General features: G+C 58.3%; 11 protein-coding genes. 9 read left to right on the top strand and 2 right to left on the bottom strand.

Going from position 1 to position 11705, the window contains the following annotated elements; genetic code table 11:
- Nucleotides 1–706: 706 nt before the first annotated feature.
- The 3 genes from IE095_RS16430 to IE095_RS16420 all read left to right on the top strand — a co-directional run bounded on the left by IE095_RS16430 (nt 707) and on the right by IE095_RS16420 (nt 3192).
- Nucleotides 707–1723 carry a DUF4268 domain-containing protein gene (locus IE095_RS16430; protein ID WP_189413072.1) on the top strand — a complete coding sequence of 339 codons (1017 nt, stop codon included), beginning with the start codon at nt 707–709 and terminating at the stop codon, nt 1721–1723.
- A gap of 240 nt (nt 1724–1963) precedes the next feature.
- On the top strand, nt 1964–2584 hold the full coding sequence (locus tag IE095_RS16425; protein WP_189413070.1) for a prepilin peptidase: 621 nt from the start codon (nt 1964–1966) through the stop codon (nt 2582–2584).
- A 95-nt stretch (nt 2585–2679) separates the two neighbouring features.
- Nucleotides 2680–3192, top strand: coding sequence for a hypothetical protein (locus IE095_RS16420; RefSeq protein ID WP_189413068.1), 513 nt, complete (start codon nt 2680–2682; stop codon nt 3190–3192).
- A gap of 30 nt (nt 3193–3222) precedes the next feature.
- On the opposite strand, the gene IE095_RS16415 is transcribed toward IE095_RS16420, so the two are convergent.
- Nucleotides 3223–4659, bottom strand: coding sequence for a GspE/PulE family protein (locus IE095_RS16415; RefSeq protein ID WP_189413066.1), 1437 nt, complete (start codon nt 4657–4659; stop codon nt 3223–3225).
- Nucleotides 4660–4742: 83 nt separating this feature from the next.
- Between IE095_RS16415 and IE095_RS16410 the strand changes: the two genes are divergently transcribed.
- Genes IE095_RS16410 through IE095_RS16385 form a run of 6 tightly spaced genes read left to right on the top strand, consistent with a single transcriptional unit; the run spans nt 4743 to nt 10515 of the window.
- Nucleotides 4743–5735 carry a PilN domain-containing protein gene (locus IE095_RS16410; RefSeq protein WP_189413064.1) on the top strand — a complete coding sequence of 331 codons (993 nt, stop codon included), beginning with the start codon at nt 4743–4745 and terminating at the stop codon, nt 5733–5735.
- Nucleotides 5732–6286, top strand: coding sequence for a hypothetical protein (locus IE095_RS16405; RefSeq protein WP_189413062.1), 555 nt, complete (start codon nt 5732–5734; stop codon nt 6284–6286). The genes IE095_RS16410 and IE095_RS16405 overlap by 4 nt, the downstream gene beginning before the upstream one ends.
- Nucleotides 6287–6312: 26 nt before the next feature.
- Nucleotides 6313–6810, top strand: a complete 498-nt coding sequence (locus tag IE095_RS16400) for a hypothetical protein (RefSeq protein WP_189413059.1) — start codon at nt 6313–6315, stop codon at nt 6808–6810.
- A 48-nt stretch (nt 6811–6858) separates the two neighbouring features.
- Nucleotides 6859–8907, top strand: a complete 2049-nt coding sequence (gene gspD / locus IE095_RS16395; protein WP_229804878.1) for a type II secretion system secretin GspD — start codon at nt 6859–6861, stop codon at nt 8905–8907.
- Entirely contained in the window at nt 8820–10127 is a 1308-nt protein-coding gene (locus tag IE095_RS16390) for a type II secretion system F family protein (RefSeq protein ID WP_229804877.1), read from the top strand. Before gspD ends, IE095_RS16390 begins: the two co-directional genes overlap by 88 nt.
- Nucleotides 10108–10515 (top strand): prepilin-type N-terminal cleavage/methylation domain-containing protein, encoded by a 408-nt coding sequence (locus tag IE095_RS16385; RefSeq protein ID WP_189413053.1) that lies wholly within the window; start codon nt 10108–10110, stop codon nt 10513–10515. Before IE095_RS16390 ends, IE095_RS16385 begins: the two co-directional genes overlap by 20 nt.
- A gap of 589 nt (nt 10516–11104) precedes the next feature.
- Here the strand turns inward: IE095_RS16385 and gspG are convergent.
- Complete coding sequence (gene gspG, locus IE095_RS16380; protein ID WP_189413051.1) at nt 11105–11533, bottom strand: type II secretion system major pseudopilin GspG; 429 nt, start codon at nt 11531–11533, stop codon at nt 11105–11107.
- Nucleotides 11534–11705: the final 172 nt, after the last annotated feature.

Raw genomic sequence — 11705 nt, 5'->3', positions numbered from 1 at the left:
TGTCTAATGTTCAGAAATTCCTTGCAAATGAGGGCGGCATCCACAAGAGAAGGTTGGATATCAGGCCCATCCCCTCCGCCATTTTCTGGACAATGTGCTGATCTAACGTGGCGCCAAGCGTTCTGGGCTACTGGGCAATCTGCGCCTTAGGGGCGGCCGCGATTGGCTGCTTATGATAACGCTTTGCGCCGAAATGCGGTCAGGCGAAATCAGCCAACTGCTGAAACCGAACTTCGCACCAAGGGCGGCAGGTTGGCCCGCATAAACCTGTGTCTGCATTGAGGGCAAGATGGCGCTGGGCGCGTCGTCGACGCCTGCGATTTGTCCGACTTGCCGCAAGCAGGCAATGAGACGTTCAGGTTGGACCGCTCGGCGAGCGCCTGGTCCGTTCGGGAAAGCAGGCCATGCGTTCGGCAAGCCAGCCCATCCCTCGCCTTGGCAACTGCCATGATGGGAATTGCGAAATGCCCAGCGTGGGGTCTGCCTATCGCCTTGGTCGGTCGCACGATCCGTGCCCCCAGAATGCCTTCGTCTGGTCCGACACCAGAAAATCGTCCCCTTCGTTGCGCAGAGGCGCAGGGCGGTCGGGGGCGGGAATCTGGATCAGCCCTTGCCATGTGAAGGCAGCGAAGGAATTGTGGATGTCGCGCGGGTCGAACTGATGGAAGAATTCGACCAGCGAAGGCCAGACCGAAGGATTTGAATGATGCGCTTGGGCAAGATCGAAACCGTCGATATTCGCACCGTCTCGCGGAACGAGGCCGGGGATTTCACGCCATGGCTGGCGCAGGACGATAACCGTTCAGCACTGGGCGAGGCGCTGCATCTGGGCGAACTGACCCTGCAATCGACGGAACTCAGCGTCGGGGATTTTTCGGCGGATATCGTCGCTGTGGACGAGGGCGGAGCGCAGGTTCTGATCGAGAACCAGCTTGAGCCGACGGATCATCGCCACCTTGGGCAGGTGCTAACCTATCTGGCGGGGCTTGCAAACAACGAGGCGAGCATCGTCTGGGTTGCGACCCGGTTCCGCGAAGAGCACCGCGCGGCCATCGACTGGCTGAACCGCAGCACCATTGACGGCTACGATTTCTTTGGGGTGGAGATTGAGTTGTTGCGCATAGGGGATAGTGACCCGGCCCCGCGATTCAACGTGGTGGCCATGCCGAACGATTGGGCGCGACAGGCAAGGCAGGCCGTGCGGCGGGCGTCCAGCGAGGCGCTGAGCGAGACCGGCGCATTGTATCAGGAATACTGGCTGGCGATGCGGGATGTCGCCGAAGCCTCTGGCGAGAAGCAACGCTTCCCCAAGGCATGGCCGCGCCAGTGGCTGCCGTTTCGGATTGGTCGCACCGGATTTCAGATGTCTGCCGTTGCGAACCGCACAGGCAAATCACTGCGTGTCGAACTCTATATGCGCCAAAAGGGAATGCCGCCCAATCAGGCGTTCAACGCGCTGATGGCGCAGCGCGGTGCTATCGATGCGGCCTATGGCGGTGTGTTGGATTGGCAGGCTCTGCCTGACAGCGTGGCGGCACGAATTGCCGTTCACCTTCCCAACGCCGATGTCGCGGATCGGGGCGACTGGCCCCGACAGCATGCCTGGATCGTGGCGGAGCTTGCGAAGTTCCGCCGTGTCTTTGCCGACCGGGTGAAGGCCCTGCGTCTTGACGAGATTCCCGGTGCCGATGATGCAGACGCAGACCCCGATGAGATGGCCTGAGCCGTGATGCTAACCTTTCTATGTAATTCGGAGCGGCGGCGGATTGGCTTTGGAAATGGCCCCGCAACAGGCGGAAAATTGGTGGAATTCCTTCTCGCCCCTTGCCTTCTGCCCTGGGCAGAGGCAGGGCGAGCAATTGGAAAAGGCCTCAGCTAGGTCGTTGGTATCATCTGCGGGGCAGAAGACTGAAAGCAACCCCCGCGCCGCCGCAACTTGCCTATCGGAGGAGGTTGCGGGGTTTTGGCTGGCGCCATTGTGGCGTTCGCTTCATTGTTGGGCGTTCTGGTATATTGGGGCGTGAGAATAGGTCGTGAAGTTACTCTCATGGTTTTCAGGATAGGGGTTTGTTTGAAATTGCTGCCTTTTGCATGCCTCTATGTTGCGACATGGTTTGCTTTTTCCGGCGATGCGGTATTTCTGCTTTTGGCTTTGCCGCTGATCTGGATGTCAGCGACCGATTTGGATGCGCAGCGAATTCCGGACCTTGCCAACTTGGGCGTTGCAATCTTTGGTCTGGGATGGGTGTTCTACTCCGCGACAGCGACCGTTGCCTTAATCGAATTCGGATTTGCGGTAGCGGCCTACGCAGTGTTTTGGGGCTTGGGAGAGATTTACTGGCGGCGTACAGGCGAGGAAGCCTTGGGCATTGGTGACGCAAAGCTGATCGGTGCGGGTGTTCTATGCTGTGGCGCTGATATGCTTTGGTTTTTCCTGTTTCTCGCGTCAATCGCTGGCATCTGCGGCACCCTTTTTCTAAGCTGGCGGCGAGGGGGGGCCGTGCGGGGTATCGCATTCGGGCCGTATCTGGCCTATGCAATCTTTGTTGTTGCCCTGATGGGTCAAGAATGGAGCAGCCCTTGAGTGCGCGCAATCCTCGGCAAGGTTTTGTTTTGGTCGCCACTTTGTTGTCTGTGCTTTTGTTGGCCAGTCTCGTGGCGCTTTTGCAGGCCCGCACGATGGCTTCGTTGCGAAGCATCGGAAGGCTAGAGAAAGCCCATGCCCAAGCCGTTGCAGATGACGCGATCCAAGAGGAATTGCGGGCCGTCGTGTTTGCTTTGCTACGGGGGGCCGATGCCGGCGCTGAAGGCGCGAATTTTCGCGGGATCCCCTTTGCGATGTCCTATGGCGGGCAAACGAGGATGGTGCGCTTGCAAGATCCTTACGGTCAGGTGGACCTTTATCACGCGGCCCCGATGGTGCTCGAAGGAATTGGACTTGATCCGGCGGCCCGCCAACGCATGCTGGAATCTCTGCCAGCGGGGCAGCGCTACCCGACTTTAGCAGGCAGTTTGGCGCAGATGGGTGTGGTCGGGGATTTCGCCTTGCAGATCATGCCTATGGTGACGCAGCGGGCGTCGAATGCGCAGTTCAGCGTTGAAAATCCGGCACCGGGGCTGGAAGATCTGCCGAAACGCCTTTCAGGGCTGGAACAAAGGATCGGAAGTGTAGAGCGCGTGTCGGTGGACTAGTCGTTTTGGCGTGGCGATGTGGTGCAAGTTTCAAGCCAACGGCGAGGCCGGTTCCCAAAGATCTGCCTTTAGCGTTCTAACACCGACACCTGTGCTGCCGCAGACGGGACAGCCCTGTCCTTGGCAGGTCGAACAGGGGCTAAGTTGCAGTTCCTGCGCGAGAACACCGCGCAGCACATCACGCACCAGATATGCGGGGACACCAAGATCAACGAGGCGGTTGACCGCACCCGCCGCGGAATTTGTATGCAAGGTTGAAAGAACCATGCGACCGACCTGCGCAGCACGAACAGCAATGGCGGCCGTTTCCTGATCACGAATTTCGCCAATGAGGATCACATTGGGGTCGTGGCGCAAGATAGATCGAAGGACACGCGCAAAAGAGAGGCCGATGTCATCATGGACTTGTACCTGCTGAACCCCCGGAAGATCATATTCCACCGGATCTTCGACGGTAATAATCTTGCGTGATGTCGAATTCAAATGGGACAGGGCCGTGTAAAGCGTGGTGGTCTTGCCCGACCCGGTTGGTCCTGTGACAAGAAATAGGCCGCTGGGCGCTTCGACAAGACCGATGAGCCTGGCGACAATCTGTGGATCAAAGCCCAACTTGTCCCAGCCCAAGCGAAGCGCCTTTGGGTCCAACACACGAATGGCGATGCTTTCGCCCCATTGGGTCGGGATCGACGAAAAGCGGAAATCGACCGCCCGGCCAGCGATCATGGTTTGCAGACGCCCATCCTGCGGCAAGCGGCGTTCGGCAACATTCACATTGGCCATGACTTTAAGGCGCGAGAGGATGCTCGCCGCAGGCAGATTGCGGTCAAGGGGTTGAGGGACGAGGATGCCGTTCTGCCGAAAACGCAGCGAAAGGCCAGTGTCGGTGCTTTCAACATGCACATCAGAGGCCCCTTTCAGAACCGCTGATGCCAATAAATCCTGGACGAATTTGATGACCGGGCCGTCTGCATCGTTCTTGCGCAACTGCTCGGCATCGCGCGCAATCGTGTCACCGCTGGCCTCGACTGGGATCGTCGCATCGATGGGGAGCAAAGCGGCGCGAATTTGGTCTGATGTTGCCGCAAAAACACGGATCGGCGCGTTCAAGAGGAACGCCAATTCCTGCCGCAGATCTGGATTGCCGGGATCGGCCAAGGCGAGGGCCAGCCCCTGCGCGTCACGCAAGGGGAGCACGAGATTTGCGGAGAGATAGGGCTGGGTGAGCCGGTCTATACAGGTTCGGTCCACCGTCCACTGTCCGGGGTCGATCAATGGGACGCCCAGAACTTGGCTAAGGGCCGCGATCAAACGATCTTCTTCGACGAGACCAAGACGCAGCAGCATCTGTTCCAGCCGCTTCTCTTCGCGCTTTGCCGCCGTGGCGGCACGATCAATTGTGGCTTGGTCGGCGCATCCCCGGTCCAGAAGACATGCGGCAAGCGCGCTATTGTGGTCAGAAAGGTTCACGGTTCGATCTGCGGTTGTTGTTGCCCGATCATAATCCGCTGTGGCAGAAGGACGCTATCGCAAAGTGCAACAGGATCAATCTCATGCGTTCGGCATTTCTGAACCGGATCGACCCGGCCGGACGATTTGCGCAGTTTTTCGAACGGCTATTTCCACATGATCTGTTTTTGCCGGGTTTTTTTCGGATCAAGGCCAGCCCGTTTCGCGTCGAGGCACTGCCGTTAAATGAGGCGGGGCGGATCGCCTTGGGCGACTTGGTTCGGAAGGCCGACGAGATTGAATTGGAGATTGATGCGTCGGCCGCATTGTTGCGAACGATCCGCCTGCCCAAGGCAGCGGCGGCGGCTGCTGAAGAAGCGGTGCGGATGCAATTGCGGCAGACCCTGCCGGGACAGGCACAAGGCCTAGTTTGGCAAATCTCGACAGGTCGGGTCGAGGGTGACTTTCTGACCTATCAGGTGCGGATCCTGCGGCAGGAGGATATTGACGCTTTGCGCCGGTTCGTCGCCGAAGGTGGGACAAAGGTAACGGCGGTTCGGCTTGCCGGGCAGCAAGGCCGCCCTTTTTGGAGCGAGGATGAGAAACAGTCCAAACGGGCCCGGACTGCGGCGATGGGGGCCGTGTTGGCGGTTTTGGTCATCGCTTTGGTGCCGATCTGGCAATTGAGTGTGGAGAGCCGCGCACTGGCCGATGCGAATGCCGCTAAAGTAACGTCGATTGAAGCGCTGGAGGCCAAGCTGCGAGAGCTTTCAACTTTGGCCGACGGTGCGGACACGCGCGAAGCCGATTTGGCAAACGATGTCGAACGCTTTATCCGCGACAGCCGCAAGCTTTCCTTGCTGACTGATTTGGCCCAAAGGCTTCCGCCAAATGTGTGGCTGTCGGAGATGAGCGTTTCAGGACGGGAAATGCGTCTTTCAGGCTTTTCCAGCGGGGATGCGCCCGAAGCGCTGCGGGTTTTGCAAGCCAGCCCCTGGGTCGAAGTCGCGAGGATGGATGGGCCAATCCAGATTGATAGCCTTTCACGGCAAAACCGCTTTAACATTTCGATCCAGTTGAAAGACAGTTTAGAATGATGGGGGTCGTCAGGCAGGTCGTTGGATTGGCGCTTGTGGGTTTGTTGGCTATCGCCACTGTCCTTTTACTGACCGCGCAGGGCCGGGCCTCGTTGGCCGCCCAGCAAGACCGCGCGGAGGAACTGGCGGATGCGGAGGCTGCACTGCTACGGCGCGCCGCTTTGCTGCGTTCAACCCACGATGCGCAAGATCGCCTTCCCAAAGATTTGTCTTGGAAAGCCGAGAGCCGCGCTGCAATCGAAATTGCTTTGCAGGATCGATTGGTCACAACCGCGCGAAAGGCAGGCCTGAGGGTCATTTCCTTTGGGCCGACCAATGGACCACAGGAGATAAGCCGGGAAACGATGGGCTTTGAATTGGAGATGGATGGCGGCCATCGAGAGTTTGCCGAATTTCTGGCAGCCGTAGAGTCGACCACGCCTTATCTAGCCTTTTCTTATCTATGGGTACGGCAGCAACCGGGTGGCGAAGCAGAAGAAAAGGCAATGGTCAGTCTGCGCCTTGCGGTCTGGGCCTTTGTCGACCTGCCGGACGAGGAGACAGCACCGTGAGTGTCTTGCGGCGACATTTCCCGCCCATGGGTCTGGTGGTGGCGGCGGTCTGTGCCGGGGGGGCGGGTTGGTTTTCGATGCCAGGCAACCAGGTCGGAACGAGGCCTGTCTTGGAGCAACCGACACCGATCAAGGTCAAAACGGACGAAACACTTTTTCCCACGCCCGTGGCGGCGCAGTTGGATCAATATATTGCGGACTTCTCGGACCAGCTGCTTTTTGCCGAGGGTCGTCAGGCACCAAATTTACCGGAAGTTGTCGAAGCGGAAGATGTGGTTGAGGTCATCGAAACGATTGAAGAACCGATAGAAGAGGCGGTCGAGCAACCTGTGCTTCAGCTTTTAGGTATTCTCGCGACGGGCGAGCAAACCCGGGCCTTGCTGCGCAATGATGCCTTAGACACAGAAATCTGGGTGACTGTCGGTGACGATGTCCATGGCTGGACCGTTGTAGCAATATCGCAGAATGACGTGCGTCTGGAACAGCCCCCCCATGAATTCGCTGTTCAATTGTATCGCGAATGACTACTGTTGCGGCAAAGAGCAGATAAAAACATAACCAGCAGGTACTCTATGCGCAGGAACCGCTTCCTTGCCGTCGCATTGTCTTTGACGATGGGCATTGTTTCCGCCTGTGGCGATGAAAATTCTTCTAGCTCCGGCATGTTTGGCGGTGATCGGATTGGCCGGGGGGATGTGTCGCGCGGCACAGCGCATGGTTTTGTCGGGGGTGTAAGCCCGGGTGCGATGCAGCGCGGAACGGATAACTTTCTGAACGGCGACGCCCTGCGCGGGCGCGGAAAAAGCCAAGCCATTGTGGTTCCGTCTGACGGCGAAAAAGTCGAACTTGCTTTGGTCAATGCTTCGATTGAAGCGGCGGCGAAAGCCGTTCTGGGCGATACGTTGCAGCAGAATTACGTTGTGGCGGATGGGTTGGAGGGAAGCATTACCATTCAAACGACGGGGCCCGTGCCGAAATCGGCTTTGCTGGATTTGTTCGAGGCCTCTTTGGCTGCGAACGGGGCGCAGTTGCGGAACGAAGGCGGCATTCTGCGGATTGTCGGCGGGACGTCCGGCAATACAACATTCCGTGTTGCCGGGACAGGCGGCGTGGACGGATCGAGTATTGTCGTCGCGCCATTGCGGTTCATATCGGGTTCGGAAATGGCCAAGCTGCTGGAGCCTTTGACCTTGCAGGGGCTGAACGTCGTGGTCGAAAAAGAGCGCAACCTGTTGCTGCTGTCTGGGTCGGGACCGCTGCTGGAATCTGCTTTGGACGCCCTAAATCTTTTCGACGTGGACGTGTTGCAAGGCAAATCGGTGGCCTTGGTGCAATTGCGGTCCGCCGAGCCTGAGGCTTTGGTCAGTGAACTGACAAAAATCTTTGAGGCCGAAGAAGGGGGAATGCTGAACGGGGTGGTCGAGTTCATTCCGAACCCGCGGCTCAAGTCGATTTTGGTGGTCTCGTCCCGGTCGATTTATGTGGACCGTGCCCAACGCTGGATCCGCGAGTTGGACAAATCGGCGGCCGGAAGTTCGGTGTATATGGCGACCTATCCGCTGCAAAACCGCAGTGCGTCAGAAGTGGCACCAATCCTGAACAGCATGATGGCGGAAAGCGGATCCTCTTCGAGTGGCGGCAAAGAGGAAGTGACTTTGGCGGCGATGTCAGAGGGCGGCGCAAGTGGCGGCGGGTCGGGCGGGGCAAGGGTTGCGGCGGACGATAGTCGGAACGCCTTGATCGTACGGGGCACCCGCGAAGATCACGATCAGGTGGCCTATCTGTTGTCTTCCTTGGACAGCGCAGCACGTCAGGTGCTGCTGGAGGCCACAATCGCGGAAGTCGTGCTGAAAGACGAATTGTCCGTTGGAACCCGTTGGTTCCTGTCGCGGGGCAACTGGGATCTGAATTTCGGACCGGCGGCAAGAAAGGGCCACCAAGGCGGCAATGGTTTTTCAGCCGTGTTTGGGGTTGGCGGCGCCGACATGGCACTAACAGCTTTGGCCAGTGTGACGGAGGTCAAGATCATCTCGGCGCCGACGCTGATGGTTCTGGACAACAAAGAGGGCATTTTGCAGATCGGTGATCAGGTGCCCATCGCAACGCAAAGCGAGGTGAGTGCAGATTCCGCCAATGCGCCCGTTCTCACACAGGTCGACTATCGCGATACCGGCATCATTTTGCGGGTGAAGCCGCGTATCGGCAACGGTGGCAAAGTGCTGCTGGATATTACCCAAGAGGTCAGCGCCGTGAAGACCACCGAAACGACGGGTGGCATCGCGTCGCCGACCATCAGCCAGCGAAAAATTCAAACAAGCGTATCGCTTGGCGACGGCCAAACTTTGGCCTTAGGTGGGCTGGTGCAAGAGCAGGACGACAGCGGATCGACGGAAACACCGGGCTTGGGCAAGGTGCCGGTGGTGGGCAACCTTTTCAAATCGAAAGACAGCAGCAAGACAAGGACCGAGTTGTTGATCCTGATCCGGCCTCGCGTGGTGGAAGATGATGGCGATGCGGCGGATGCAACGGCCTATTGGCGCAACAAGCTTTCGCAATCCGATACGTTGCTGGATACCGGTCTTGGGCCGGCGCGCCATACAATTGCAGATATCACGCAGTAGCCGGGATGCCGATCTTCCGATATCGGGCATTTTCAGCAGACGGTCGCAGCGAGACAGGGTCAGTCGAGTTTTCGAACGAGTCCCTAGCCTTCGCCAGCCTTACCGGGCAGGGCCTTACTGTTGTAGAATTGACAGAGGGGCCGGTTTCAGTCGGAACGCCCGCTGCAAGGCGGGGAAGACATCAAAAGAAAATCCCCCTGTCGGCACAAGCCGATCTGGCGGAACAGATGGCGCTGATGCTGGGTTCAGGCATGACTTTGCCACAAGCCACCCGCCTGCTGGGTGAGGGGGCGGAAAATCAACAAATTCGACGCAGCTTTGATCGGATCAATCGGCTGGTGGCCGATGGCACTGACTTCCCGAAAGCGTTGGAGGGGGAGGCCCAGGCCTTTTCTCCACTGTTCGTGCCATTGGTCGAGGTGAGCTATGCCTCGCGGAACCCGGTGGTCATTCTGAACTCTCTTTCCACCTTTCTGCGGCGGCAGGACAACCTGCGGTCTGAAGTTGGGGCAGCCCTCGTTTACCCCGCCATCCTATTGGTTGGTGCGGCTTTCATGGTGATCTTTCTTGCCATCTATCTGGCACCGAACCTGGCACCGATGTTCTCATCTATGGGGCAGGAGGTGCCAGCCTTGATCGCAGCAATGGTCCGCTTTGGAGAGTTACTGGCAGGCTATTGGTTCGTGTTTGCCTTGCTGACAGGTGTACTGGTCGGGACACTGTTTTTGATTTGGCCGCGGGTTTCGTCGAGGCTACGTCGGTTCGCATTCCGGATGCCGAAAGTTGGAACCGTGATGGCAACCCTGTCTCTGGCACGCCTGTCGCGGACATCGGCACTGCTGCTGGGCTCGGGCCTACCTTTGGCGGTGGCTTTGCGCCGGACGGCTGAACTGATGCCCCGCGAACCCGCTGGTGACAGCTTTACAAAGGCCGCACAACAACTTGAGGGTGGAGGAACAGCAAGCGACATCTTTGTGGCAGACAGTCGGCTGCCGCAATCCTTTAAAGAGATGTTTCGATATGGCGAAACAACAAATACGCTTCCGTTGGTCTTGGCCTCGGTCGCGGCAAGTTTTGAAAGCCGGGCAGAGCGGCAAATGCAATCCCTGACACGGTTAATCGTACCCCTTGTGACCTTGGTTGTGGGGGGCGCCGTCGCTGCCATCGTCTATCTGGTGATGGGCGCTGTTCTTAGTGTGAATGATCTTGGCACCCTTTGATCAACAGACAGATCGACGGAATGGTGAGCGAGGCTTTACCCTTTTGGAAGCGCTGATCGCCCTGGCACTGGTTGCGCTGGTGGCAGGGGGGGTGTTGCGACAAAGCGCTTGGGCCGGTGGACAGAGCCGGGACAGGTTGGAACGGCTGATCTTGACCGAATTTGCCCGTTCGGTCCTCGAAGAATATCGCGGCAGCTATCCGCATGTGGCAGGGGCTGGTGAGGCCGAGGGGGGCTGGCAATGGCAAATCACTGAAACGGTGACGCAGGACACTGTGGCGACCGTTCCGGATCTGGGCTTTGTCGAGCTGCGCGCGACAGTCTGGAACGTCGAGGCGGCGGACCGGCGGATCAGTCTGACGACGCTTATAGCGAGGCGTCACCCGTGACCAAAAACCGGGCCGATGATGCAGGTACGACCCTTTTGGAGACACTCATCTCATTGGCGATCATGGCGATGATCGCGGTCATGATGGGAAGCCTTTTGTCTGGAACCGCGCGTTTTCTAGGAAGAGCCCACCTGGCAGGTCAGGATGTCGATCAAATCGTCGCCCGCGATCAACTGCGCGCCTATCTTGAGGGGGCATTGATCAGCCCCTTCCCTGCCGATCATCGCCCGCTTTTTGAAGGCGATAGCCGTTCCATGCGTTTCCTAAGCAGCGAAACACAAGGCGTTTTTTGGCCGGGTGAGGCGGTTGAGGTCTATTTGGGGCGGTCACAGGAAACTGGCGCGATTGCCCTAGGCGCGCGCGGGGCCAAAGGGTCGGGGATGGGCATGATGGAGACTGGCAACAGCCTGACATCCCCTGGCGGCGATCTCTCCATCGCCTATTTCGGCCAGGTCGCGTCCGATCAACCGCCCGCTTGGCGGGCTGACTGGGCTGCGGGATGGGCTGCGCCAAGGCTTGTCCGCATTACACTTTCGGACGAACGGGGTGTTTTACCGCCCCTCATCCTCTGGCCCGCGAAAAAACATGTTCAAAGCGAGATATCGGCATCCTCGCTGTTGCCGCCCGCAACCCCATCGCGCCCATAGCTTTGCAGATCGAACGGCCCGTTTTGCCCGGGTGCGCGATATATAAAGGGCCGACCCCACGGATCATTCAGAACCTCGGCATTCTCGACATAGGGGCCCTTCCAGCTGTCCAGCCCTGATGGTGCCGTCACCAAGGCCAAGATACCCTCGGCCTCGGTCGGGAAACGTCCTTCATCGATGTAAAACAGCTGCAAAGCACTTTTCAAATTGGACAGTTGAACCTGAGCCGCCCGAGATTTGGCCCGACCAAAGCTGTCAATAAGCCTTGGCCCCGCCAGCCCTGCGATCAGCGCGATGATGGCCAATACCACCATAACCTCAAGCAGAGTTACCCCACGTTTTCGATTCCGGCGGCGGGGAAATGTGGTCATAGCAACCTCGGCAATGCTGTTCGAAAGATCGCTATCACATTCCGTGCGTAGAAAAAAGTCGCGCCGAAAATATATCTGATCATTGCAATGTATGCATTTTCAATCTTACCCACAGATTTGCAAGACAACACCCTAGACAACTGAACGGCGAACTGCCACGCAAGAGCCGACC

Origin of the sequence: Neogemmobacter tilapiae (genome assembly GCF_014652215.1) — a bacterium.
Lineage (GTDB): Bacteria > Pseudomonadota > Alphaproteobacteria > Rhodobacterales > Rhodobacteraceae > Neogemmobacter > Neogemmobacter tilapiae.
The sequence above is the reverse complement of the archived record's forward strand: the minus strand, read 5'-3'. Positions and strand labels throughout refer to the sequence as shown.

Excerpts from the sequence above, each read along its gene's own strand:
- IE095_RS16410 (WP_189413064.1), top strand. The coding sequence starts at position 4,743 with ATGCGTTCGGCATTTCTGAACCGGATCGACCCGGCCGGACGATTTGCG.
- gspG (WP_189413051.1), bottom strand. The coding sequence starts at position 11,533 with ATGACCACATTTCCCCGCCGCCGGAATCGAAAACGTGGGGTAACTCTG.
- gspD (WP_229804878.1), top strand. The coding sequence starts at position 6,859 with ATGCGCAGGAACCGCTTCCTTGCCGTCGCATTGTCTTTGACGATGGGC.
- IE095_RS16430 (WP_189413072.1), top strand. The coding sequence starts at position 707 with ATGCGCTTGGGCAAGATCGAAACCGTCGATATTCGCACCGTCTCGCGG.
- IE095_RS16420 (WP_189413068.1), top strand. The coding sequence starts at position 2,680 with ATGGCTTCGTTGCGAAGCATCGGAAGGCTAGAGAAAGCCCATGCCCAA.
- IE095_RS16405 (WP_189413062.1), top strand. The coding sequence starts at position 5,732 with ATGATGGGGGTCGTCAGGCAGGTCGTTGGATTGGCGCTTGTGGGTTTG.
- IE095_RS16385 (WP_189413053.1), top strand. The coding sequence starts at position 10,108 with ATGATCTTGGCACCCTTTGATCAACAGACAGATCGACGGAATGGTGAG.
- IE095_RS16400 (WP_189413059.1), top strand. The coding sequence starts at position 6,313 with ATGGGTCTGGTGGTGGCGGCGGTCTGTGCCGGGGGGGCGGGTTGGTTT.